The 25,971-nt window shown below is 35.3% G+C and carries 24 protein-coding genes; 11 read left to right on the top strand and 13 right to left on the bottom strand.

Annotated features, from left to right (window positions below; translation table 11 throughout):
• Positions 1-1,332: 1,332 nt before the first annotated feature.
• Together J7604_RS20480 and J7604_RS20475 are read right to left on the bottom strand one after the other, a co-directional pair.
• The gene (locus J7604_RS20480; RefSeq protein WP_293900023.1) at positions 1,333-3,225 is read right to left on the bottom strand and encodes a T9SS type A sorting domain-containing protein; all 1,893 of its coding nucleotides are present in this window, start codon (positions 3,223-3,225) and stop codon (positions 1,333-1,335) included.
• Between the two features lie 229 nt (positions 3,226-3,454).
• On the bottom strand, positions 3,455-4,051 hold the full coding sequence (locus tag J7604_RS20475) for a hypothetical protein (protein WP_293900020.1): 597 nt from the start codon (positions 4,049-4,051) through the stop codon (positions 3,455-3,457).
• Between the two features lie 365 nt (positions 4,052-4,416).
• On the opposite strand from J7604_RS20475, the gene J7604_RS20470 reads away from it, so the two are divergent.
• Positions 4,417-5,064: a hypothetical protein gene (locus tag J7604_RS20470; RefSeq protein WP_293900017.1), complete on the top strand. Its 648-nt coding sequence runs from the start codon at positions 4,417-4,419 to the stop codon at positions 5,062-5,064.
• On the opposite strand, the gene J7604_RS20465 is transcribed toward J7604_RS20470, so the two are convergent.
• A complete protein-coding gene (locus tag J7604_RS20465; RefSeq protein WP_293900014.1) occupies positions 5,061-5,285 on the bottom strand; it encodes a hypothetical protein in 225 nt (74 codons plus the stop codon). The genes J7604_RS20470 and J7604_RS20465 overlap by 4 nt on opposite strands.
• A gap of 24 nt (positions 5,286-5,309) precedes the next feature.
• Here J7604_RS20465 and J7604_RS20460 point away from each other — a divergent pair, with 24 nt between their 5' ends.
• From J7604_RS20460 to J7604_RS20450, 3 genes are all read left to right on the top strand, one after another.
• Entirely contained in the window at positions 5,310-6,272 is a 963-nt protein-coding gene (locus tag J7604_RS20460; RefSeq protein WP_293900012.1) for an alpha/beta hydrolase, read from the top strand.
• Between the two features lie 488 nt (positions 6,273-6,760).
• Complete coding sequence (locus tag J7604_RS20455) at positions 6,761-8,026, top strand: hypothetical protein (protein WP_293900009.1); 1,266 nt, start codon at positions 6,761-6,763, stop codon at positions 8,024-8,026.
• On the top strand, positions 7,980-9,161 hold the full coding sequence (locus tag J7604_RS20450) for a DUF4407 domain-containing protein (RefSeq protein WP_293900006.1): 1,182 nt from the start codon (positions 7,980-7,982) through the stop codon (positions 9,159-9,161). The genes J7604_RS20455 and J7604_RS20450 overlap by 47 nt, the downstream gene beginning before the upstream one ends.
• Before the next feature lie 99 nt (positions 9,162-9,260).
• Here the strand turns inward: J7604_RS20450 and J7604_RS20445 are convergent, their stop codons facing one another.
• The 3 genes from J7604_RS20445 to J7604_RS20435 form a co-directional block, all read right to left on the bottom strand.
• Complete coding sequence (locus J7604_RS20445) at positions 9,261-9,602, bottom strand: DUF2019 domain-containing protein (RefSeq protein WP_293900003.1); 342 nt, start codon at positions 9,600-9,602, stop codon at positions 9,261-9,263.
• Between the two features lie 127 nt (positions 9,603-9,729).
• Positions 9,730-10,587 carry a WG repeat-containing protein gene (locus tag J7604_RS20440; RefSeq protein WP_293900000.1) on the bottom strand — a complete coding sequence of 286 codons (858 nt, stop codon included), beginning with the start codon at positions 10,585-10,587 and terminating at the stop codon, positions 9,730-9,732.
• 165 nt (positions 10,588-10,752) lie between these two features.
• Complete coding sequence (locus J7604_RS20435) at positions 10,753-11,637, bottom strand: maleylpyruvate isomerase N-terminal domain-containing protein (RefSeq protein ID WP_293899997.1); 885 nt, start codon at positions 11,635-11,637, stop codon at positions 10,753-10,755.
• A 369-nt stretch (positions 11,638-12,006) separates the two neighbouring features.
• On the opposite strand from J7604_RS20435, the gene J7604_RS20430 reads away from it, so the two are divergent.
• Positions 12,007-13,560 carry a T9SS type A sorting domain-containing protein gene (locus J7604_RS20430; RefSeq protein ID WP_293899994.1) on the top strand — a complete coding sequence of 518 codons (1,554 nt, stop codon included), beginning with the start codon at positions 12,007-12,009 and terminating at the stop codon, positions 13,558-13,560.
• A 643-nt stretch (positions 13,561-14,203) separates the two neighbouring features.
• Positions 14,204-15,028, top strand: a complete 825-nt coding sequence (locus J7604_RS20425) for a hypothetical protein (protein WP_293899991.1) — start codon at positions 14,204-14,206, stop codon at positions 15,026-15,028.
• Between the two features lie 762 nt (positions 15,029-15,790).
• On the opposite strand, the gene J7604_RS20420 is transcribed toward J7604_RS20425, so the two are convergent.
• The 3 genes from J7604_RS20420 to J7604_RS20410 form a co-directional block, all read right to left on the bottom strand.
• Positions 15,791-17,170 carry a glycosyl hydrolase family 18 protein gene (locus J7604_RS20420; RefSeq protein ID WP_293899988.1) on the bottom strand — a complete coding sequence of 460 codons (1,380 nt, stop codon included), beginning with the start codon at positions 17,168-17,170 and terminating at the stop codon, positions 15,791-15,793.
• A gap of 281 nt (positions 17,171-17,451) precedes the next feature.
• A complete protein-coding gene (locus J7604_RS20415; protein WP_293899985.1) occupies positions 17,452-18,438 on the bottom strand; it encodes a hypothetical protein in 987 nt (328 codons plus the stop codon).
• 172 nt (positions 18,439-18,610) lie between these two features.
• On the bottom strand, positions 18,611-19,282 hold the full coding sequence (locus tag J7604_RS20410; RefSeq protein ID WP_293899982.1) for an alpha/beta family hydrolase: 672 nt from the start codon (positions 19,280-19,282) through the stop codon (positions 18,611-18,613).
• 216 nt (positions 19,283-19,498) lie between these two features.
• Between J7604_RS20410 and J7604_RS20405 the strand changes: the two genes are divergently transcribed.
• The 5 genes from J7604_RS20405 to J7604_RS20385 all read left to right on the top strand — a co-directional run bounded on the left by J7604_RS20405 (position 19,499) and on the right by J7604_RS20385 (position 22,393).
• A complete protein-coding gene (locus tag J7604_RS20405; protein ID WP_293899979.1) occupies positions 19,499-19,825 on the top strand; it encodes a helix-turn-helix transcriptional regulator in 327 nt (108 codons plus the stop codon).
• Positions 19,826-19,891: 66 nt separating this feature from the next.
• A complete protein-coding gene (locus tag J7604_RS20400) occupies positions 19,892-20,740 on the top strand; it encodes an arsenite methyltransferase (protein ID WP_293899976.1) in 849 nt (282 codons plus the stop codon).
• 21 nt (positions 20,741-20,761) lie between these two features.
• Complete coding sequence (locus J7604_RS20395) at positions 20,762-21,385, top strand: protein-tyrosine-phosphatase (RefSeq protein WP_293899973.1); 624 nt, start codon at positions 20,762-20,764, stop codon at positions 21,383-21,385.
• 23 nt (positions 21,386-21,408) lie between these two features.
• On the top strand, positions 21,409-22,104 hold the full coding sequence (locus tag J7604_RS20390) for an aquaporin (protein WP_367113596.1): 696 nt from the start codon (positions 21,409-21,411) through the stop codon (positions 22,102-22,104).
• The gene (locus tag J7604_RS20385) at positions 22,061-22,393 is read left to right on the top strand and encodes a GNAT family N-acetyltransferase (protein WP_293899970.1); all 333 of its coding nucleotides are present in this window, start codon (positions 22,061-22,063) and stop codon (positions 22,391-22,393) included. The genes J7604_RS20390 and J7604_RS20385 overlap by 44 nt, the downstream gene beginning before the upstream one ends.
• 3 nt (positions 22,394-22,396) lie before the next feature.
• On the opposite strand, the gene J7604_RS20380 is transcribed toward J7604_RS20385, so the two are convergent.
• The 4 genes from J7604_RS20380 to J7604_RS20365 form a co-directional block, all read right to left on the bottom strand.
• Complete coding sequence (locus J7604_RS20380; protein ID WP_293899967.1) at positions 22,397-23,671, bottom strand: STN domain-containing protein; 1,275 nt, start codon at positions 23,669-23,671, stop codon at positions 22,397-22,399.
• A complete protein-coding gene (locus J7604_RS20375) occupies positions 23,664-24,710 on the bottom strand; it encodes a FecR family protein (protein WP_293899964.1) in 1,047 nt (348 codons plus the stop codon). Before J7604_RS20375 ends, J7604_RS20380 begins: the two co-directional genes overlap by 8 nt.
• Positions 24,707-25,279 (bottom strand): RNA polymerase sigma factor, encoded by a 573-nt coding sequence (locus tag J7604_RS20370; protein ID WP_293899961.1) that lies wholly within the window; start codon positions 25,277-25,279, stop codon positions 24,707-24,709. The genes J7604_RS20375 and J7604_RS20370 overlap by 4 nt, the downstream gene beginning before the upstream one ends.
• 159 nt (positions 25,280-25,438) lie before the next feature.
• Entirely contained in the window at positions 25,439-25,831 is a 393-nt protein-coding gene (locus tag J7604_RS20365; protein ID WP_293899958.1) for a rhodanese-like domain-containing protein, read from the bottom strand.
• Positions 25,832-25,971 lie beyond the last annotated feature (140 nt).

The following is a 25,971-nucleotide window of genomic DNA, read 5'->3' as shown; positions in this document are numbered from 1 at the left end:
TGGCTTTAAACATGGCTTGTATCCAACTCTGGCTGAAGTCTTCTGACTTCTGTCCACAAATGAGAGCAAGTCTATTGACTTGTGGTTATAAAACCAGACAATTTAAAATTCAAGATAACCTTAAAACCACTAACTCTTAAACACTCTCTCCAGCTGCTGGCGCATTTTTTATGGCATGCCAATCAGACATCAATTCCTGGTTTGTTGTTTAGTCCAACGTATTCCGATAATCCAAAGTGTTATTGTTATGAATATATAGAAAATTTCAAAAAGTAAAGTTCCAATTGCGTGCCCTATATGATAACTGTCTAAATGGCCTGTAAATATTTTTAAAAAGCCCATAACTGCTCCAAATAGAGAAGGTGTTACTAGGATTGAAAGGGTCAAAATGAATGCAATTGCTATAAAAATGATTCCGAATATTTTCTTCGTTGCCAATGTCTCTGTCTTCTCTGATTTTTTGGGTAAAGTGTTCGCATTCCAAAGATACCAAAAATATATTATACTCAGAAAGTGGAATTGCAATGTAACATCTACGCCGTTTACTGTCTTAATAAAGATTATATACTACCCAGCTGCCACGAGCATTATAAATGCGAATGTGCTTTATTCAATAGGTATCTTTAATTTCTAAACATAACGCCTCTATCAATGATTGCACTCTATATAATCAAGTGCCAACATAGCATAGTCTTCTGAAGACACATTAAGAGTGGTATGATATAAATTTATACAAACAAAAAACAGCCAACAAATAGAAAAAAGCAACTCCTAACAATTGAGGTACATGCCGTATATTAGGATCGATAAATTCATCAAAGTTTTTATTGTAATATAAGATGACCATATCCCCTTCTTGAACGGTATAAAATAGTTTGTCACTTGTGTTTACACTATAGGGTTTATGATTATACTCAAAATTCAAATAGTGGCTATTTTTGGGAAAAGACTTTTTCACCAGCACTTCCACTTCGACCTCAATATGATTTTTATAGATTTTTAAGAAGTGATTGTAAGAATGTAACAAAAGCGATCCATAAAATAACATGATAACAAACCCTAAGATGAATCTATTTTTTTTCCAATTCATAGAAGTGCAATATAATTATCTTTCTGACATCACAAAAACTGCTGCTCAGCTAGCGCGCGGTGTGCCTCCTCCCCGTCCAGTGTCTGCCCCGGACGTGGGGCAGGTAATATTTTCATAAGTATGAACCGAAGAATAAGGAATAAAGGGAGATCTAAATAATTTGTAATCAAATTTCCTATATAAATGAAAAACTAATGCTCATATTCATATAGGAAATCTGACTGAATAAAATTTATTGTTCGCTAATGTTGTATGTTTACTTTTCTAATAAGAGTAACGTCTCCACTTACTATTTTAAGTATATAAACACCTTGCTCTAATCCTTTAGTATTGATCTTAGTAGCTTGCATCTCACGAACAGCTTCCACACCTTGCATGTTGAATAAGATTAACATATCAGGGGTTGTTTTTGTGTCAACATAAAGAACATCCGAGACAGGATTCGGATAGATTTTGACTAATTCATTATTAAATGAGCTATTTATATTCGAAACAGAAGGTCCATTAACAAAAGTCGTAAATCTCCATGGGTTCGCAGTAGCAATGTCAATATCTTTATCACCATCAAGATCAAAAAGTGTCATTGAATAAGAGCCTGCTCCGATATAAATTTTTTGGATTTCAGAAAATGCTCCTTTCCCATCATTTTTAGTGATAAATATACTAGCGTCTGTAGCAAATACAAGATCAATATCTTTGTCTCCATCGATATCTGCTAAACCAGTCTTTTCTATAGTAGCTAATATATTCTGTGTAGAGAATTCGTAATTACCCTGATTAATTAGAATTGAAATTTTATTAGAATTTGTATTTAGTGCTGCAAAATCTATTCTCCCATCCAAATTAAAATCTGCCTGATAGATTTTACGAATATAAAGATCTGTATTGCTATTCTTTAAGAATCTAAAATCAGCATCACCATCATTCAGCAAGATAGAGACTCCTGAAGTTGTTCCTGCAACGAGATCCATGTCTCCATCAGCATCAATGTCTGCTGAACTAATAGAAAGAGCATTATTAACAGGTAATTGCTGGTAATAAGTTAAATTTCCAGCTCCATCATTCTTTACAATGGAATTATTAGTTGCAATGTCAAGATCCCCATCGCCATCAAAATCTGCAATGCATAAATCATCTGGAACATAATACGTCCTAATTCTCATTGCTGAAGAAAATGAACCGGAACCATTATTCTTTAACACAGATAAATGATCTCCACTATGATTAGCCGTTACTATATCCAAATCAGAATCACCATCCAGATCGGCAAGTTTAATAACTTCCGGAGATTCTCCAGTAGCAAAATAGGCATACGACTCAAATAGTCCATTATTATTAAATCCTACAGCTATTTGGTTGGTAGTATATTCAGCAAAAACCATATCTACATCCCCATCATTATCCAGATCGCCATGAGTCATATCAGATACTGCAACATTTGAAGATGTAGATATAATTTCCTTTATTTCAAAAATCCCGGAAGAAGGGGTTGTTCCTACTCTAAAGTCGAATACATATGGCCTTACCAAAGGTTTGTCGCCGATACCTTTTATTTCTTTTTTTATTGTAACAGAAACAGATTCGCCTGGAAAAAAATTATTAACCGGATCATAAATTATAGAATCCATTCCCAGTACTGAAAATACTCCACTTCCTGAAACCATGCCTGAAGAATTTCCAAATACTTTTATATTAGTAGAGTTGATAGTGGCAGACTCAAGCGGGGCAGTATATATAGCTACAATATTGGCAGCTGCATCTACGCCATATTCATTAGGATAAGGTAACAATGTATCTAAAACCAGACAACTTGCGCTCACTGTGAGATTCAATCCATTATCGGCACCAACAACATTCATGCTATCGCATTTTACTCTTAGCCTGAAATCTGATCCTGGTGATACACTTGAAGGTATGGTACATAATATGAAAGGACTTTTACCAGTTCCAATAGTGATGCTATTGGCAAAATCTCCTGAGGCATCACTCATTTCTACCATTAAATTACTTCCTGCGGGAATACCTCTGGAAGTAAATGGTACTTTTATTTTATCTCCCCTACAGAAAGCAGAAGGAACCGAACCTGTGGTAATAGAAAGGTCATTTATAAAACAAGTAATGAATGAAGAACCCACATTGACAATGTCTATATCCCAAGAACCAAAATGCTACTCCACTCCTCCCCGCTTGTTCCCTCCTTCACTGCGACATATTATTTCCTGGAAGATATTCTATACTGATATTTAAAGTATTAACTTTAAAAAACCGTTTAATATCCTCCTATTAATATAAGAAATTGGTCTGCTCCTTTTTAGCAGGGGTACAAGCGGGTAGCACATTTACCTATGAGCTCCCTGCTTCATTTTAGTCTTTTAACTTAAGATACGCTTTTACACTAGCATAATCTGACCAGTTAACCAGAGCCTCTAATCTCGCTTGGATATTGCCGGGCACAATCATGTACCGGTATTGTTGATACTTCTTACCTTGGGCAGAAAAGGTACCAACGTCCGAATTGGAATACAACTGAATCGTCTGTGTGTAAGCCGAGACTTCTATGTAAAGACCAGATTTCCCAGTATAAGGCAACGGATAAATTACAGGATCACTTGCATCGTTAGTGTTGATATATACTTTTACATCTGCGGTATTTAACAGCGTCGAGGTGAGTTTAGGTACGTCAATAGCTGCATAGAAGCCCAGCGTATCTATATCACCACCTGCAGTCTTCATGGTATCGGGTTGAAATGTTACATCAAGCCAATCGGAATAAATCACATCGCTAGAGGAGCCTGCATCACCTTTGGGTCCAGCAGGGCCAGCAGGACCAGCGGGACCAACTGGGCCAGCAGGACCTACAGGACCCGGGGCGCCGTCTTTTTTACCGCAGGATATCAGGAATACAACAAAAAATAGACCTGACAGCAGGTGTATCGGGGAAATAAGATTACGTCTTTTCATATCTGAATTTGTATTAATGACATGAAGGTTTAATTCACATCTGATTTTGGTTTATGTGTGCTAAAATACAAATAATACTAAACTAAAACATCCTATCTGGTCTATATCCATCTTATACTTTTCACTATCGATCAAGTTAAACAAGTATTTGATTTATATAGTGGAATAGCTTAAAGGAAAATTCTAAGATAAAAAAACTTTAATTCTGCCTATACTCTACCTTGTATCGTGTAAAAAGATGATGAAAATCCAGCTCCATGGCCTGTCCCCCGATAGGCCACAATTTTCGGCGAAGGAAAAATATCTCAACCGGAAACGTAAAATAATATTTTATTTTATGTAAATTTAAAGATCGAATTTTTAATATGAAACTACACAAATTATTCTCACTGCTCTTTTTATTTAACTTTTATTCATTATCATCTTATTCCCAGCAGAATGCGATAATGGTAGATATCCTTGGTTTTCCTTCACGTTTTCCTAATGTCACAGTAGGAAGAATATCTTATGAAAGGTCTTTTAATAAACATTTTTCAGCTGTTGCAACCCTTGAGTATGGAGAGTATTACCTTGGAGAAGGCTATAGCTCTGATTTTATGATTAGTACCAAATCTCTATATGAGAAATATAGTCTTACTGGTTTGGGAAATATGTTACAAGGGAGATATTATCCATTTACTAAAGGAAGAAATGCACCTGCCGGATTTTTTTGTGGACTTCATACAAGATACAGACCTTTAAAAGAAAAATTCTATCAGGAACAACAAAAAGGTCCTGTAATAAATGAAAAAGGAAACTTTAGAATGTTTGATTATGGTTTCCATTTAGGTTATAAAATGCTTCCAAAAGCATTTAAGTTGGAGATACTTGCAGGATATGGCGCTAATACATATTCCGCGACACTTACCGACATTCCTGCCTACCATAGAAAAGGTTTTACCAGTGTTCTGGCTAATCTAAGGATAGAGTTTTCACTAGGATTTGTATTTCCTCAAATTAAAAAGAATAACTAAACCAGTTTTCCCGCGAATAAAAACTCAGAAGGACGGCACGCTTTTGTAAAGCGTGCAATTTGTGTTAGAGAGAAATTAATATCCCTCTGGTTGAAGTCTGTTGACTTCAATCCACAAATAAGAGCAAGTCTATTGACTTGCGGTTTGTAATGCAGCCATTCTGAAGAAATGTACCCCTCCTGACATAAGGCTGTCACTTTGCAGATATAAGTTTGCATCATTAATTAATCTTTAAAAGAATAAAAATGACAAACGAAATTAATTCAATTTTTAACTCAACCAATTTTCCCGAACCCACTCTTATTTCAGTCAATGGTGTGGAGCTGGAAATCTTTGAAGCAGGTAAACAAAATGCTGGAAGACCTATAATACTATGTCACGGCTTTCCGGAACATGCTTTTTCTTGGCGTCATCAGGTGCCAGTACTTGTTGCAGCTGGCTATCACGTTATCATTCCAAACCAGAGAGGTTATGGCAACTCATCCAGTCCGACCGAAGTAACTGAATACGACATTGAACACTTGACAGGTGACCTAGTCGCACTGCTCGATTTCTTTGGATATGAAGATGCCACTTTTGTTGGTCACGATTGGGGTGCAAATGTCGTTTGGAGTCTGGCACTATTGCATCCTGAACGGGTGAATAAAATAATAAACTTGGCTTTGCCTTATCAAGAGCGTGGAGAAAAGCCATGGATTGAGTTTATGGAAGCAATATTTGGAGGAGATTTTTATTTTGTTCACTTCAATCGACAATCAGGAGTAGCAGATGCTATAATGAATGAAAATACATCCCAGTTCCTTCGTAACATATTCCGCAAAAACGTACCTCCCACTCCACCAGATCCAGGAATGTTAATGATAAATCTTGCCAGAGCAGAAAAACCACTGGGGGAACCCTTAATGGAAGACAACGAGCTGTCTGTGTTTGTTTCTGCCTTTGAAACATCAGGGTTTACAGGAAGTATAAATTGGTACAGAAACCTTGATAGAAACTGGCACCTAATGGCGGACGTAACCCCAATCATTCATCAGCCGACTCTTATGATATATGGTGAACGGGACACGATTCCAAAGTCTGAAAACCTAAAGAATATTGTTCCTAATTTGGATATTGTTAGTCTGGATTGTGGTCATTGGATTCAACAGGAAAAGCCAGAAGAAACTACCCAATCAATTTTAAAATGGTTAGAACGACAGAATGCTTAATAAGGAAGTAGAAACATATTGTCCTCTCCTCCCGGCCGATGTCTGCACTATAGCCGTCAACTTAAGCAAGTTTAGAATTACATAATTCTTAATTAAAGTAAATTAGCAACAGTTTGAGCAACAGCAAGACTATTGCTGGAATATTTTGTTACTGTTGCTCTCTTTTTCTATTATTACTTCTCTTTTATATAGCAGGGAAAACTATTTTTTTTACTTGTCTCATCACTAAGTTGACGGCTATGGTGTATGCACCAGAAGGAACCTTTTCAAAAGTGCTACAATAAATAATAACGAGTCGCTTTTATCTCTTGCTCTTGCTCAAACTGTTGCTCTTTTTCTCATCTCCCCGGCCGGTATATGCACCACTGCAACACTTATCCAAATTCATCCATTCAACTTTTATTAATGCATATTGAAATGTAAAAAGTTAAGAAGATTTTCGTTAGTCTTTTTGTATATTAACAAAGTTTTAGTTTTGTTTTAGGCAAATGAAAGATAAAAATCAGACACTGATAGAGGAGATAAAAAAGGCTGAGCATGCCTTAATGATTCACCTGGAAAATCTGATCACCAGCGATATATTAATTTCCTGCATCAGCCTGGTTGAAAAACGAATAGCACTCGAGCTGTTCCTGGATGTGGAGAATAAATTAATTTTAAAAGAAAATCCCTTCCTATATAACAAATGCTGCGAACTGATTAATAAGGGTGGAAGTGTATTTTTAATAAAAAACAATACAACTACAAAAAACTGGAAGTGTCTGATCGATTTCAGAGAATTTATTTATTATGCTACTGAAGAGGGTCAGCCCATTCATGAAACAGATCAAGATACTCTTGTTTTTCAAAATGCTCTAATTGATTTTCAAAGAAAAAGACAAGATGGCACACCTTACTTAATAGGAAGAGATATAAAAATAAGAATTAACGTATCTGAACCCTTAATATTGAAAGGTGACACTGTAGAGGTGAACTGGGAAGTGGATGGTGCCTTCAAGGTTATTGTCCAGGGACTTGGAGAGGTAGAAGCTTATGGTAGAAAAAAAATCAAACTAGAACAAGATACTATCATTAAAATTGGCGCTTCAAATAATCATCAATTTCAATTTAAAGCAATACAGGTAAGAGTTTCGGAAGCTGATCCCGAAATTACTTATGATATAGGGTACATCAGTGAAGGGACGATGCAATACAACAGTCTGGTAAATTCGGATCTTCATCCACATGTATATGGCGTATCTAAAGGGAATCAGGTAAAGCTGACATGGAATTTACCCAAAGCTACGGAAGTGAAAATTATCCCTTTTGACAAATCAGAAACGGTAGGAGAATACACTTTTATTCCATCCTCCTCGCTTCAAATAGAAATAAAAGCGTTGATCTTTAACAAGACCTTTAACAGGAAAATTCAAATCCTGGTATTTCCTATCCCATTGCTTAAAGAAAATTTAATATCAGTTATCCCTCTTGAAACATATAAGTATTCAATTTCTATTCCACTTCTGCTGAATGAAAAAACAGAACATTTTCCTGCATTCAAAAAGCAAGAGTACCTTAATCTTAGAAAAAAAATATTTAAGGAACGTTCCTACTACAGTGAGGGAATTAACTTTAAAACTTTAAAGGAAGGTCTATTTAATTTTTTAAAAGAGAAATATTCTCCTAGAATGGGGATAATTAAAGCTATTCAATCAATACAATCATATTATGAGCAACCTAAATCAAACAGAAGAAACACCAAAGATTCTCTTTAGTCCATTGCAAGATTTTTTTATATTTTGTTCGGCTGCAGACAAAAATATTCTTCAGCGTTGTCCTGCCTCAGAGCATAATAAATATGCAAGCATCGGTGCAACTGTTTTTTTTACCGGAGTGCTGGCTTCTTTATCAGGTGGATATGCCTTGTATACGGTATTTAATAATATTGCTCTCGCTATTGTATTGGGTTTGTTCTGGGGTAGTCTTGTTTTTAACCTCGATAGATTTATTGTTTCTACCATTAAAAAAAGCGAGGGTAAATACGGGCAACTAAAACAAGTTACTCCCAGATTATTGCTGGCTATATTCCTGGCCATTGTCATTTCAAAACCGTTGGAGCTTAAAATTTTTGAGCAGGAGATAAATGAACAAATGCATTATACAGGAATGAAGAAAACAGAAGAGATAGATCTTTTGTATGAGCAAAAAATAAAAGCAAAGTCAGAAGCCATAGAATTATTGAATGCTAAGACGGAGAAACGTTATCAACAAAGAGAAAAATATTATGCAGATTATAAGTGCGAATGCGAAGGTTCTTGCGGTACCGGCGCTAAAGGCGTAGGTTCCGAATGCAAGCGCAAACAAGATAAATACATAAAATCTGACAAAGAATACCAGGAACTGAAAGCTCAGAATGATAGTCGTATCAGTTTAATTAATCAGGAAGTTCAAGCACTGAAAAATGACAAGGTCAAATTCAAGGAAGAACTGAAAACTACTTTTGCAAACGGATTAATGGCGCGTTTGAATGCGCTGAATGAGCTGCCTTTAGGTCCGTCGCTGGCCATTGTTTTATTGTTAATTGCCATAGAAATTGCCCCTATTTTTGCCAAATTATTGTCTCCATTCGGCCCCTATGATCATCTCCTGAAAACCATTGAATATGATTATGAAATTGATGAAATTTCTTCTATTAGCTTAAGAAATCAAAAACTCAACAACCACCTTACTCTGATTGCCAGTATGGAGCAGGAAAAGGTAGGCCAGGAAATTTTAAATAATAAAGAGACGCTTCATCTGATTGAGCTGGCGCACCAGGAATTGATAAAGGAACAATTAGATATATGGGTAGAGCAGGAAAAAATAAAGCTGAGACAAAACGCTTTAAAGGATTATAAGGTTAATTTATAAAAGAAGAAATAACTGGCTATTATTACCGCAGGACAGCAAACAAAAAAATAATAACTAAAGTCGCTCCGTGGTCTGTCCCCAGTCAGGCCATGGTGTGGATTAGACTAAATCAAGTTTTCCGTCTTTCCACAACTGCAATGTTGTTTTAGCCGATAGCCCTATAATGCTTGTTGATTTTACTAAATCAACAAGTGCTTTTTCAGCAATATCAGGATAAATTGACAATGCAAATGTCGCAGCCCAAAGTCTAACACTCTCATCTTGCTCATGTATCAGATCAATAAAAATATTCCTTTGATCTTGTTCCTTTGCCAATTTATAAACCTCTTGGATTTTCTTATGAATTTTATTGGCTTTTTTATAATCACCAATAGCAATAGCTTGGCCATGGTTAATGGCAAGAAGTAGAAACTTTTCTTTTAAACTTGTTCCTTTTATCATGGGGTCCAATTCAGCTTTCCCGCGAATACCAACTCAGGAAGCTGTTCATAAGCCGTGGCGCTGAGCAAAAATAGAAAAATGTCCTCCTTATCAGCGCCATGGATTATACATTTGTTGTGTGACCGTTTTATTCTTTGAGTATAACTTTTTGTCCTCGCTTGTCAAGGTAATGAACACCTCCACTGAAATGAAACCCTCCATAGTACTCAATGAGTTCTCCTTGAAATCCTAAATAGCAATGCATAGGTTGCTGACTAACAATTTCTCCTTTCTCATTTATTATTGTGTCTAGGTAATAATCTGCAATATCAAATGCTTGGTAGTTAAGCCTAACAGCACATAGTCCATTTTCAAATTTGTCAACCAGATAATATTTAGGTTGGATAACAACTTTCCCGCTTAGATCCTTAAACCCCCAAAGACTGTCCTGCTTAAAGCTCAACAATTTTTCAGCTGTCTTGACAGTCGTTGTATCATTCTGCTTTAGATATACTCCGTGTCTGTTATAAGTCTCAGAACCTATTCTATTTCCTTGTGTGTCGATAGGATAGAAATTTGAAAATTGGATGTCACTAACATAGGCAATTCCATTTTTGAAGTTGTCTTGACCGTCTTTCCAAACCTTATTGAAGACTTTTTCACCTCTTTTGTTAATAAAGAAGTGCTGTCCAAAACCATCGCTAATTCTCGCGAAGCCTTCGCTAAATTCTGTCTCTGGAAAGTCGTCTATTTCGAATACTTTTCTTCCAAGTGTATCAATGCAAATCCATTTGTAGTCTTTCTTGACAATTTTCTTTGAAACGAAACTTAGTCCGTCATTGAAGTCATTAACACTGAGGTATTCAGGTTTAACCTTAACGTTTCCCTCTTCGTCTATGAAACCGTATCTGCCGTTCTTTCCAATGAATTTATAAAGTCCGTTACCTTGTCCCCAAGTTAGGTTTGAAATTGTCAGCAGTAATAAGACTATGATTCTTGAATTCATTTGTCAAAATAAAATGGCACATAACGGCTACGTATTGGCGATGGTGGGGCATTTGAAAAACGTCAGCCCAACATTTGCATAAATGCCCAATAGAATTACAAATATTGAGTTTATAACTGTCAGCCCCACTATTGCCAATACGATGTTGTGCGTTTGTCTTTTTTGTTACGCCATTACCGCAACTATGTTTAGGGCTTGTTTTGCCAAGTCAATGTTTCCCATTATTTTAACTTTGTCTATAACTTGTTCAGGTTTCCAACTTTTTGAAAATAATTTCCAAACTGTTTCAGGGTCAATGACTATCTTAGAAGTAGGGTAAAGGTTTTTACTTTTGTCTAAATCCCAACCCTTGTCTGTTTTCACAATACTCCAAATTCCGCCAAGTTCTGTGCTTACCTCAATGGAAACTATTGTTCCGTTTTCTGCTGAAATATCCCTAAATGTGTGAGGGAAAGCAAACATAAATGTATCTACAAATGGGTAAAAAAACTCCTTTGTCATAATTCCTTGCCTGCCAACTGCGTCCCTAATTTGTTGTTGATGTAAAAATTTTTCTGTGTATTCTCTCGCTATGTGAAACCAATTAGGCGAAGTTTCTTGTCCTGCCCAAGCCACTGAAAAAATAGCATTTTCAAACGGATTAAGTGTTTTTAAATGTTCGGTATATTCTTGTCCTGTAATTTCTAATAGTTTGATAATTACCTGTGGACTTAGTCTTTTGGTGGCACTTGTCCAAGACATATTTAATTGATTTAGAAAACCAACAAGGTCTTGATAAGATTGTATATTTTCAGGTTTTTCTCCAAAATAACTATCTCTTGACGTAGATAATCCTCTTAAATTTCCGTCAAGTAAATGAGAAGCCACGTCTTTTACCTTCCAAAGTTTAGCAACCGTTTGGCTATCCCATTCTTCTGCTGTTAGAGATTTTAAAAGTTCTATCAGTTTTCTGTCTAAAACGGAAAACAATTGCAAGGTTTCTATTTTAATTTCATTTGCCATTTTAGGTTCGTCTTTTAAGATAACGCACAACATTTGAATATACGCCATGTGGCGTATATTTTTCTTTTACCACTAATCTAACAAATTTTTGATTTTGTTAAAAGTGCTTATCTATACATGATATAAGCAAGTGCCAGTTAGATCCATTGGAAGGGTTCAGGGTGGACTTATAAAGGAAAGATTTAATATGCTCCGTGGTCTGTCCCCCGACAGGCCACAATTTTCCTTCTACTAAAACCTTTCTATATAATGAGTTAATTTTTCTTCATCATATTTTTTATCCTATTTGTCAGTGATAAGATTAATTGCTAAAGAAAGAGTGCCCTGTCAGGGGACACGGTGTAAAATCTGGAAAATGCTTTATAAAATTTGGAAATCCGGACTATCACAACGTACTTTATGCCAAATACTTATGCTATGAAAACACTTTTACTATCCACTATTTCTTTCTCATTATTTTTATTTTCAAATTCTTATTCTCAGAAAATCATCCCCGATAATGGATTTGGGATTAATGGTAAAGTTACTATTGATATAGACCGGAATGATGAAACATTTTCCTCTTGTGAGCAGAAAGATGGTAAAATCCTGATTGCCGCCACTGCTAATCATTCAAATACTACCGGTGTTACCACAGTACTTCGGCTCTTATCAGATGGGTCCTTAGACCCTTCATTTGGAGGCAACGGCAAAGTCTCGATTCCTTTTGGCTCAGAATATAGCCGTGCATTCTCAATAGCTGAAAGAGATGATCACAAAATTCTGGTGGCTGCCAGTTTTGACAGCGATAAAGAATCGACAATTGAAACCTATCTTGCAGTTGCAAGATTAAATAGCGATGGTTCGTTGGACAATTCTTTTGATGATGATGGCATGTTACTTATTTCTGCAGGCACTCCCCGAAGTCAATTGAAAGATTTTATATTGCTTCCGGACAATAAAATGCTTCTTTCCGGTATTTCGTATGATCCTAATATATATGATTTTGACATCGCAGTTGTTAAGCTGAATGAAGACGGTTCCTTTGACAATTCATTCAACAATACTGGGAAACTTATCATCACTAATTCGGACCATAGTGATCATTTAAATAAATTGTTTATCAGGGATAACGGACAGATCATGCTTTTAGGCCAGATCACAAAAGACAAAGATTATTGCGCTGTAATAAGGATAAATAGCAACGGGACTTTGGATAACAGCTTTGGCGAAAACGGGATTGTATTGATTCCACAAGGTGTTACTAATGATTTCAGAGATCTTGCAGTAGACGAAGACGGCACTATCTATATTGCCGGAAGCTATAGCGACAACTTCTTCGATCAAATGGCTGTAATAAGCCTGAATGACAATGGTTCCTTGAATGCTAATTTCTCAGACGATGGACTGCTGAATTTTAAATTAAGTGACTTTCATGATTCATTCTCCACAATTCTTATCAAAGACGGCAAACTATTATTAGGAGGCATTACAGAATACAATTCAAAATACAATATTGCCCTGGTAAGATTAGATAAATCAGGAAATTTCGATAACACGTTTGAGGATAACGGTATTTATTTATTTGAATCTTCAACTGTCAGCGAAAATATTAATCAAATGTTTTTTCAAAGCGACCAGAAATTACTCCTTCTTGGTGGGCATGATATATCCATACTAAGTACAGATGGAGATATTTTGCTCTATAGAGTAAATTATCCGATAACAGCCTCTTTGCCTAACCTGCAGGCATTCGATCAGGACTTTCTAATTTTTCCTAATCCTTCTTCAGGAATCATTAATATCAAAGCTCCAAGGCAGAAAGGATATATAGAAGTAAAAGACCTGACAGGAAAAATACACACCCAATTTGATCTAAGTCAAAAACCTCAGACTTTTGAAATCTCTGACCTGAGCCAAGGAATTTACATAGTGACACTTCTATCCGAAAAGGGAGAATATCTAAAAAATACCAAGGTGGTTGTTTATTAATTTTTGAAAAAATAAAAAAAGCTTTCACATGAACAATGTATTCATGTGAAGGCTGCTATGTGGTCTGTTCCCGACAGGCCACATTTTTTTTCTGCTACAACCTTTCTATATATTGAGTTAATTTTGCTTCATCATATCTTTATCCTATATGTCAGTGATAAGATTAATTGCTAAAGAAAGAGTGCCCTGTCAGGGGACAGGACACGGTATGTGTGTGAAAAAAGTCCTTTCTATAAACAGAATCAGCTTTACTCTTATTTATTTTATCCAAGATACTTAATTCAATTATCCAACAATAAAATTCCTTAACTTAACGACATTAAGCGAGCGCAGCTACCGAGGAAAAATGTATGCCAACTGATGCTATCTGATTCAATACTTTAAGAAATGTAGAATCAAAAGTAATTATTCGAAAAGGGATCAATCGTGTCAAAAAAATCAGTTTACGAAATTAGATTAAACTTTTTATTTCAAATTCTATCTAACTTTTAAGTCTTTCTACTTTATAAATAAATAGTTCATTTACAGTTTCATAAAGATTTTTTCATAATTAAATCAGATAAAACTGCATTCATAAGTTTATCAATTCGATTGTAAAAATTATTTATAAACATAACTTTGTATTTTTAATAAATAATTATTCATGAATAAATTTTTTCTTTTCTCCTTAATATACTTTAACTGTTACTCTGTTTTTTCAGCAAACCTTTATAGTCTTAATGATGGATCATGGGACGATCCAAACAATTGGTCAACAACCCCAGGTGGGCCTTCTTGCAACTGTTTACCATCGGAAACAGACAATGTGACGGTAAGCAATAACCTGAATTACACAAATATAACAATAAGCTCCGGCGGCAGTATTGTTATTGACAACGGGCAAACATTAAATGGCAGTTCTATCACTATCAAGGGAGGCGTATTAGACTTAATGAACGTGCAAATATTAACCACTGATCTTAATGTCCAATCAGGAGGTTTAATTGTAGGAGCACTTTCCCAGATAACTATTTTAAATAGCTTCGTCAATAACAGCAATGGAGTTGTAGTCAATGGTCTATTGTCCTCCTATGGCACTTTTCAGAATTCAGGATTTATAGACGGATCCGGATTTTTAGGTCATCTTCCATCCACATCATTAGGCAATATTAATCCCTTTCTTACACTCTTCCTGGTATTTGTAACACCTGTGCGATTAACAGACATTTCTTATAAGATGGAATCTTCACGCATAGTGCTCAAGTGGAAAACCATAACTGAGAAAAACAATGCAGGATTTGAAATATATAAAAGTGAAGATGGTATAAACTTTCTGGCAACAGGATTTCTTGAAGGAATGAATAATACTACCGGAATTACTGAATACTCTTATTCTTTTCCATTAAACTCCTCCTGCTATATCAAAGTTGTTCAACTTGACATTGATGGACAAAAAGAAGAATTGAAAACGTTTTTTGCTTACTGGTAATGCTCCATTAATATTCCCTAATCCTGTTTTGGCAGGTGAGCCTGTAACTATAAATATTGATTTAAAATCAATAAAACAAGTAACTATTCAACCAGCATATATGATTTAAATGGGCGTATTCTTAATCAAATAGATGGTTGTGTAATATGAATTCAATATCTACCAAAGAATTAAAACCCGAAACATATGTAATTGAAATAGTAACAGAAAAAGGAAGGCGACAGGAATGTTTGATTGTAAGATAAAATTAAGCTCCCAATAGCCCTTGCTAGGACGAGGACTATTGGGTTTTAAAAATCTCACATGACATATCAGCCCTTCAGGCTTTAAATATATTTGATTGAACCCCAGATTTCCCGCGAATATCAACTCAGAAGCTGGCGTCGCTTTTATAAAGCGTGTAATTTATGTTAGAGAGATTTATTAATACATTTAAGAAACATATTGATAATACGGCTTCGCATTTGTAATGCGAGAGGATGAGAGAGGATATTAAATAGCCACTCACGATTTTGTCTCACCTCTTATTTGCTTATTAACCCAGAATTTAGTTGAATCTCTAAGTATCGACACGAGATCTCCTTTTCCTGCATTGAATGCATGATTTGCTCCTTCAATTTCTATGAGGGTTGTTGCTAAATGAAGGAAGCGCACACAAATAAACAAGGAAAATAAAATAAAGCCATGTAAAATGGCTTTGTTATTTCTTAGGTTGACGGCTATATTGTCTCACCAACCGGGGAGAAAGGGGTAACAAGATTATCAGTATTTTACAAAACGTTTGTTCAACTTCATATTGCTGGAAAGCACCACAAGAAAGTAAAGACCGGGTTTAAAATTGCTGATATCCAGATTATAATTTTTCTCTCCTGATAACATGCTTCCCTGGTACACTACTTCTCCATTAACATTGATGATATCAAAATTGGTTACCCCATATAAATTGACTTCAAATCTTAAGTCTAAATAATCAGAGGCAGGATTTGGATAAAGAATAATTCCGTTATTTTCATTTAACTCATTCTGCAACGCAGTTAATGCCTCGAAAGCACAAGAAAAATTCTCAGCAAATGAATAAACTCCTTCACATATATTCCTGTCCTTATTGATCGACCAGGTCATAAGCCCTGCCAGATCTGGATATGAAGAAGTAAGGGTATAGGTAAAATCCGAAGGTTTTGATATTTCCCCTTGAATATACTTTATAGCTCTGCAAACATCTTCAGGACTATTATAACCACTACCTGTTCCTAGGTTACAACTACTGGATTTAGCTGGAAGGCCAATTGCCACTTTAGATGCTGGAAAACCTTTATAAATACCTTTGTTCTTTAACAAAGGAAACCCTTTAATAATACTTTCTGTCATGGATGTGATATAATCAGGATCACTATCATCGAAATAGACCATTCCATCAATTGCAAAAGTACCCCCTCCAGCTCCACCTGCATTGTAATACTGGCAATGAAGCAAATCTATATCATCTTGTAATTGCTCGATAATAGGTAACATGGCACCTCCGTTAAGATTATTAATCTGATAAGAACTCAATGCTCCCATCAGGTAAACTGTCTCAGGCGCCATTGTTAGTAACATCTTTTTACCAGTAGCATTTTTGTAATCAATCATCAGTATCTTTATTGCCTCTATCAGATTTGTCTGAGCAGGTGCAGGATCATTCATAGTCCACGAACTTCCGAAAGCCATTGAGCTTGATTCAAAATCTATATCTATACCATCGAATTTGTAATTAAAACTTTGAAGAATAAAGTTCACAGAACTTATAAATTCCTGTTTCGCTTCCTCATTATCCAGCCTGATGGGATCATTGCCTCCCCCCAGGCTTAATATTACAACTTTTCCTTTCGAATGGAGTACATCAATATCTGCCATAAATGAATTCTTTTCATAATCCAATGGCAGACTGAAAGTGATTTTGGATAATGAAGAACCTTCAGTAGTACCAAAGGCTAGCTGTATTACATTATAAGCATCATGAACATCAGTTAGTTTAAGGCCTGTTGACCAGTTCTGCCAATAACCTACCAATGCAGGTTTAGGAATCTGAGAGAATGCCCTGAAGTTAAAACTAATTGAGAGCACGAAAAGAACTTTAAAAAACAACAATTTCCTGTAATTCATATCAATCTTTAAGATTATCCATTACGGATATTCAATCTAGTTAGATTTTCAACCATTTTAAAGAAAAATTGAATTAAGAGAGGGAATTAAATCATTCCTTCTGCTAAAACCTTTCTATTATATTGAGTTAATTTTTCTTCATCATATCTTTTATCCTATTTGTTAGTGATAAAAGCTACGCTGGTTCAAGCATAAGCGAGGTAATATAAAGCTATCCTTTAAACCATAAATTAAAAACGTACTCTCATTTGTAAGCCGAAGTCATATAGACTTAAGCTTTGCTACGTGCTTTTAATTTTTATTAACTTTACTTTTTTATCATTTAGATCGAGGTAGATAAACCTATTATTATCTATAAAAGTCATAAATGACCAGCTTCCAGATGCATTGTATATTTCAATCAATTTTCGGTTAATGTCCAGTAAGTAAACTTTATCTTCTTGATCTTTTGCAACTAAGAATTTCTTATCAGGGGATAAATCAAAATCTACAAAAGATGCATATTTTGAAATACATTCATTGCATCTGCGAGTACCATTTACTGGATTGTGACGGTGTTTGAATTCAATTTTCTCAATAAAATCGCCATTTTCACCATAAATATCTATATAACTTCCATCAGAATATTCTTGTAAAATTAGGAACAGCTTGTTGTCTAAACTTGTCTTTCCAAAACTCCGGCTCGGTGCATATATTTCTTTAATTATTATTCCATCTTGATTAATTATATAGTTTTTGCCTGTACCTGTTAGCGCTATATTTTTATTGGATAATAGATGTACAGATGTTAATTCTGCAATGACTGGGCTAAAAATACTTCTTTGATTTCCATTGGAAATATTCAATAGTAAAAGTATTCCTGAATCATCATCTCCTTTTTTTATAATTGCTGAAATCAATATGTTTTGCTCTGTGGAGTTGCAAATGCCTGTTATTCTGCCATTGATGGGAAAGGAATTAAGTTCTTTGCCATTATACTCATATACATAAAGTTTACTGCTATACTCATCTGTATTTGAATAGGTTATTATGTTGTGAGAATGCTTATCAAAAATCGCATAAGATCCTTGTAGATTAATTATTTCGGAACCTGTATTTAATTCAACATGAGTTTTCTGTCCAACCAAAATAAAACTAGAATCCTTACTAATTGATAAACTGTTAACACCTTGTTCTGAGTTATCCATTTCTATGATATTTAATTGACAATATCCTGAGTGATGAATTAATAGAACTCCAAGTGTGAATAGATATATTATTTTTTTCATTTTGGTATTAGCCTGCATTGTGTTTATTTATTCCAGCTATCCCTCCACTGCCAACTCATGAAGCTGGCGCACTTTTCTAAAACGTGCAATTTGTGTAGAGGGTAATACAGTTAAGAGATATATTGATAATGTGTCCTCGCTTTTGTAATGAGAGAGGATTTTAAATAGCCACTCACGATTTTGTATCACCTCTTATTTGCTTATGAACCCACAATTTAGTTGAATCTATAAGTATCGGCATGAGATCTTGTTTTCCTGCCTTGAATGCATGATTTGCTTTTTCAATTGTTATAAGGGTTGCTAAATGAAGGGAAGCGCAAACTTTCTCTATCAGGTCATTCGATGCCAAAGTATCTTTGGTACCCTGCAAAAAAAGCATTGGTACTGCTATACTCTTTAGATGTTCTGCTCTTTCTAAAGAAGGTTTTCCAGGTTGATGAAGCGGAAATCCAAAAAATATAATTCCCTTTACATCAGTTGTCGGCTGCATTGCCAAATATTGTGAACTCATTCTTCCTCCAAAAGATTTGCCCGCTACAAACACCGGAAGAGAAGGGAATAATTCATAGGCTTTTTTAATCGCCACTTCAATCGTTTTGTGAGCTACAGCAGGAGAATCAGGTCTTCTCTTTTGATTTTCCATAAATGGAAAATTGAATCGAAGTATCGCAAAGTTTTTTTCGGCAAGTGACTTTGAAATCGACACCATGAATTCATGATTCATTCCCGCACCCGCTCCATGCGCCAGTGTCATTATACATATTGGATCATCAGGAATAATCAACTCGGCAGAAACTTTTCCAATTTCTGGCGAAACAGCAAATGATAGCGATCTAGTTTTCATATTTAAAGGAATAAAAGTGCAAGTTAGAGATAATTTAACTTCCTAAGAGCACAGAATCCAAATCAGTCTGATACTCAATTCCAAAAATTCTTCCAATACCACCACAACAAACACCTACTGAAAATCAACAATTTACCACATTTATTTAAAATCATTTTGTATTCTAAAAACCTTTATCGTAATATTGCATTATTATAATTAACAATCCATATTGATATGGGAATTACCAAAACAGACAACTTCAACGATAAACAAAACAGAATGGCAAGCCTTGCAAAGGCCATTGGCCACCCTGCCCGCATTGCTATCCTGGAGTTTTTATTAAAAAAGAATACCTGCATTTGCGGCGATCTGGTAGAAGAACTCCCCCTCTCCCAGGCAACTGTCTCACAGCATTTGAAAGCATTGAAAGAGATAGGTCTAATCAAAGGAGAGATTGAAGGCACCAGCGTTTGCTACTGCATTGATGAAAAGGTCTGGGATGAAGCTAAAGAGGCTTTTAGTAAACTGTTCGGCTCCTATAAGGGAGCCAAGTGCTGTTAAAATTTTTTACCCATATATATCGTAATATTACATTATAACAATATAATTAAAACAAACTGTATTACAATGGAAAATACAAATGAAAAACTAAAAGGGATAGTAAAAGAGGAATACAGTAAAATTGCATTACAGTCGAAAGGACAAAATGAAACCAGCTGTTGTGGTGCCGGAAGTTGTGGAACCGGTACTTATACAATTATGAGTGAAGACTATTCAAGGCTCGAAGGATACAACCCCGATGCAGACCTTGGCCTTGGTTGTGGCCTCCCAACCGAATTTGCCCAAATCAAGAATGGAGATACAGTTGTGGATTTAGGTTCCGGTGCAGGAAATGATTGTTTTGTCGCTAGAGCTATCGCAGGTGAAGAAGGAGAAATCATAGGCATAGACATGACAGAAGCGATGATCCAAAAAGCCAGAACCAATGCCGAGAAGTTGGGATTCAAAAATGTACAATTCAGATTGGGAGATATTGAAGATATTCCTCTATCTTCCAAAAGAGCCGATGTTGTTGTAAGCAACTGCGTAATGAACCTAGTTCCTGACAAGAAAAAAGCTTTTAATGAAGTCTTCCGCATACTAAAACCAAAAGGTCATTTTAGTATTTCAGATATTGTATTAAAAGGCGACCTCCCTGAAGCGATTAAGAAAGAAGCGGAGATGTATGCAGGTTGCGTTTCTGGCGCAATTAAGAAAGGCGATTATCTGGAAATATTATCTGATTCAGGGTTTTCCAATATCACCATTCAGAAAGAAAAGCAGATTAATATTCCTGATGAAATTCTTTTAAATTATTTGAATCAGGAACAACTAAACGAATTCAAATCAAAAGGATCTGGAGTTTTCAGCATAACTGTTTATGCGGAAAGACCTGAAACAGAATGTGGGTGTGGTCCAGAAGCCAAGTGTTGTTAACTATTAAATAATTTTTAATTCATGTTATTTCAATCTATTGAAAGTTATATTCAGAATGCTATCAGATCTTTTGATAGCATCTCTGTTGAAAGAAAAAAGACATTAGAGACAATCAGTCAGTTTGTTCAAGAGAAATTAGATGCGGGTAAATCTACTGAACTCATCTACATCTGTACGCATAATTCCAGAAGAAGCCATTTAGGGCAAATATGGGGAAAGACAGCTGCAAGATATTATGGTATAACAAATATAAATACCTATTCTGCCGGGACCGAAACTACTGCATTCAATCCCAATGCTATTAAATCAATAGAAAAAGCTGGATATAAAGTATCCAAATCAACAGGTGAAGAAAAAAATCCACAGTATTCGGTTACATATGACGATAAGGAAGTTCCAATCATTTGTTTTTCCAAGACCTATGAAGATGCTTCAATCCCCAAAGTAAACCTTTGTGCAATCATGACCTGTACTGAAGCTGATGGTAATTGCCCTATCATTCCCGGCACAGAATTACGCATCTCTTGCTCCTATGTTGATCCTAAAGCTTTTGATGGCACACCACAACAGGAAGAAAAATATGATGAAAGATGTAAACAGATTGCAATTGAAAATCTGTATATTTTTTCACTTGTAAGAAACTAAAAAATGAGAAAGTACATAGCTGAATTAATTGGGACATTGCACTCGTATTTTGTGGTACGGGTGCAATCATCATTAATGATATCACCGGAGGAACCATAACACACGCTGGAATTGCTGTTACTTTTGGATTAATCGTAATGTCTATGATATATGCACTGGGAGATATTTCCGGAGCACATCTGAATCCGGCAGTAAGTTTTGCTTTCTGGACAAAACAAATGTTACCTTTACCCGAATTTGTGAAATATTTGGCAGGTCAGGTTACCGGGGCTTTCCTGGCGAGCACAGTTCTCAGATTACTATTTAAGGAATCAAAATTATTAGGTAGTACACTACCAGCAGGTTCAGATTTTCAATCCTTTGTACTTGAAATTATACTTGCATTTTTATTACTTTTTGTAATTGCTCAGGTTGCTACTGGAACAAAGGAAAAAGGCATCATGGCTGGTATTGCAATAGCTTCAGTGGTAATGCTTGAAGCAATGTTTGCAGGCCCAATAACAGGAGCTTCTATGAATCCTGCCAGATCACTAGCCCCCGCAATTCTTTCAGGCAACACACAATCCTTATGGATTTACTTAACCGCTCCTTTCATCGGTGCATACCTTGGCATTAAATGCTCAGCATACATTCAAAATGACAACCAAAATGATTCAGATAAGAAGAGTCACATCCTTGAAAGAACTGGAAATAATCAAAAAACTTTTCAAAGAATATGAACAGTATTTAAATTCTGATATCTGTTTTCAAAGTTTCGAAGAAGAATTACAAGGTCTCCCAGGATATTATTCAAGCCCTGATGGAGGATTATGGCTTGCCTTCAAAAGTAATATACCCATAGGGTGTGTTGCATTAAAAAGACAAGACACAAAAATAGCTGAAATGAAAAGGCTTTTTATAAAACCAGAACATCATAGAAATGGAATTGGTAAAAAGCTGGTTGGAGCTACCATCCAGGAGTCTAAAGAACTAGGATATGAACATTTAAGAAAACTATTCAAAAGGTGACAATTACTTCTTAACCTTCAAAAGATTATTTAAATCATTGTTGCCAAAAAAGTAGGAGACAGAAAGTTCGAATGTGAATCCATTCGGATAGAGCGTATAGACAGTATTTTTAGTAAACCATGGGAAATTATAGCTATACGAAGAGCTGAATGCAGCGATAGTCCGTTTCCCTATGAGATATCCTACATTTGCTTTAACAGCTGAAAGAGGTGTTATTTTTTTGATTTCCTCGCTGTATGATTCTCCATTGTATTTATATTCAACATAGCTGGAGAATTTATTCTTATTAACCTTTTTAGGACTTATGATATTGATTCCTGTTTTTATTCCTCCAGAGAAAACAAATCGTTTCCAGATAGTAAATGCGGACACCTGAATAGGAATACTGAATATATGATAGACATCACTGAAACCAATTGTTAAATTTTCATATTCCCAGCGCCCTCCCCTCGATCTTAAAGCCAAACCACTTCCGTAACCATTAACTTTCAGAGAACGGACTTCAAAACCTGTCCCGACCAGGAAATTTCCCAGATGCAAGCCCAGCTCTATACTTCCCATAGGCGTACTCTTGACCAGGCTGGAGAAATTTAGCTCTTTCTTTACATTATATTTCTCGTTATTCTTATACTTTGGAGTGTATTCAGTAAATCCTATTCCTAAAGAAAAGTAATAAGGAGGAAGGGCCTTGCTGATACTATGATCGTATTTTTTTCTTTCTTTATTAATTGAGTCTAGATTAACCGCATATATATCTTTTTCACGGTTAAATTTTGCAGCCCATCTTAATTCCTCTTTGTAATGCCTGTGTATTTTGCGTCTCTCAGAATACGGAAGATATTCAAGATTCTGATTGGGCTTATAGATATGAGCACTCACTTTGTCAGAACTTTTAATAATAGTGTCGGAGTTCTTTTCAGGTGCTTTCTGCTTATCTTCCGGAACAATAACAATGATTTTACCTACAAGAATATAATTTAATCCTGTATTCGAAAGCAGATAGTCCAGTACCTTGGAAAATGATTCTGATTGGAAGAGTTTTGCTTTTACCGAAAACTCCTGTACCCTGTCATAGGAGTAGGAAATAGAAATGTTTTGTTCTGACAAAAGCTTAATGAGTGCATTATCCAGGCTTCCCGATTTGCAATCAAAGTAAATCGTTCTATTTAGAAGATTTGTAGAGGTGTTTTGCAGGAAATCGTTTTCTGTTTCAGAGGTTTGAGCAGAGAGGTTGAACGATGTAAAGGTTAGCAGAAATAAGAATACCCATTTACTCACAACTGTTTCCTGTTAAATGAATTTTACCTTCAGTCTTTTCAGCTTTCAATGCGTTAGTCAGGGTTATCACCTGAATAGCCTCATCAATTGAAAGTCCTGAAAGATCTCCGGTAAATTTACATTTCTTTATGTTATTATCAACAGTAATCTGTGCTTCTTTTGTCCTTGATAATATTAAAGCTATATCTTCCAGCCTGGTTTTGCGAAAATCCAGTTTTCCTGTTTTCCATGAAAGGAAATTTTCCGCATCCACCTGTTTTAATATTGAGCTTCCTTCAACAGGTATTGTTAGTTGTTGTCCTTTGGTTACTAAGATACCATCCGGAGTATTGTTATCAAATACCTTTACAATGCCCTCCAGAACAGTTATTTCTTTGTAATTCTCATCTTTTCTGTTTCGGACATTAAACTTTGTCCCCACTACTACAAGCTTATATTGGCCGAAGTATACTGTAAACGGATGTTCTTTATCAGAACTAACTTCAAAGAATGCCTCACCATCAATCTGGACATTTCTATTATTAAGAAATACTTTTTCCTTATTAAACTCTGTAGCATTGTTTAATGTAACTACAGATCCATCTTCAAGATTTTGAATAACAGATTTTTCTTCAGAAGAATATTTCACCGCATGCGCAAATATAGGCTTTACAGATGCTGTACCTACATTATTGATATTTGACTTATTGGTATTTAATGAAGATAAAGAAGGAGAAGTCTTCTCTTCTATTTTATTATCATTTAAAGATGATTGAGAAGATTCAGGACTTTCAATGGGTTTGGCCGCCATCTCAGGAGTTGAGGTATTATTTTGTTTTAAAACAAAAATACTGACAGCCAGACCGCTTATTATAATAAGAGCAGCAGCGGCTGCATAATACCACTTAAACTTTTTATTTACTGATAAAGATTTAGAATCACTTATTTCCTGGTAGACCTTATTCCAAACATCATTGTCATTATCAGTCAAAAGGTATTCATCCTGGAATTTTTCCCTTATCGCCTCTTTAAAAAGATCCGTTTCTTTTGAATTTTTCATTTAGAATTTAATCTATTTATTAGAGTGCTTTTTACTTCAAATCGTTGCCCGGTGATCATTTTTTTTAAAGAATTTTTTGCTTTTGAATACTGAGACCTTGACGTCCCCTCCGAAATACCAAGCATTTCAGCTATTTCCCGATGAGAGTAATCTTCAAATACATACAGATTAAAAACCATTCTGTAGCCTTCTGGCAGCTTATTAACTAATAATACAAGCTCTGAAGGTTCCGAATCTGAGATCAGATTAATTTCTTCACTTTCAGTCTCACTTTCATTAATCTGGTCTATATTCAGGTGAGAATAATAGGTTGAATTCCTTTTAAAATGATCTAAGGCTGTATTTACAACAATTCTTCTGATCCAGCCCTCAAAAGATCCTTCAAATTTAAAGTTTCTGATATTATGAAAAATTTTAACAAAAGCTTCCTGAAGGACATCATCCGCCTCAAAAGCGGTATGGACATACCTCAAACATACCGGCCTCATTCTGGGCAGGTAATAGTCAAAGATTTTCTTAAATGATTTAAGGTCTCCTTTTGCTGCTTTTGCTATATCAGACTTTTCCATAAATATGAAAATACTCTTAAAAAATAGCCTTTTAATTAGGAAAGGTAATAAAAATGAACGGGAATAACAAAATAAAAATTTAATCAGGCAATATTCTACCTGATCTGCTAATAATCTTGTTTAAACAAGATTATTAGTAGTAAAACCACGATACCCCATTTACTGCTTCTTTACAGGCATCCCGTCTGACTTCAGATTTTCAAATCCTCCGATGTTATAATACTTTGAAAATCCAAGAACTTTAAGTGAATCGAGAGATTTGCCACTTCTGTTTCCAGATCTGCAATACACATATACCGGCTTTTTCTTATCCAGCTTATTAAGGTTATTTTTAAAGTTTCCTCCTTTATAATCTATATTCTGAGAATATTCCAAGTTACCTTCATTATACTCTTCAGGCGTACGAACATCGATAAGATAGACCTCACCTTTTTTGAGTTGTTGTACTAATTTCTTATAATCCTTATTTGTATTTCCTGAAGTTGAAGGCTGCTGCTGTGCAAACAAGGTTGTAGTAAATAAGCAGAATGTAAATAATAAATATCGTTTCATAGTGTTAGTTGTTTTAAAAAGAAGCCCCTTCGGTAGCTTAAACCGAAGGGGAAATCAGAACTGAAATGTAACAGATTTTTTTATTGTGCTGTCTTTGTCTGAAAATCCAGGGTTACTTTATTGAGTCTTCTGTGAATGGA

The sequence above is a fragment of the Sporocytophaga sp. genome, assembly GCF_017745095.1.
Classification (GTDB): Bacteria; Bacteroidota; Bacteroidia; order Cytophagales; family Cytophagaceae; genus Sporocytophaga.
This window is presented reverse-complemented; position numbering and strand designations above follow the sequence as displayed.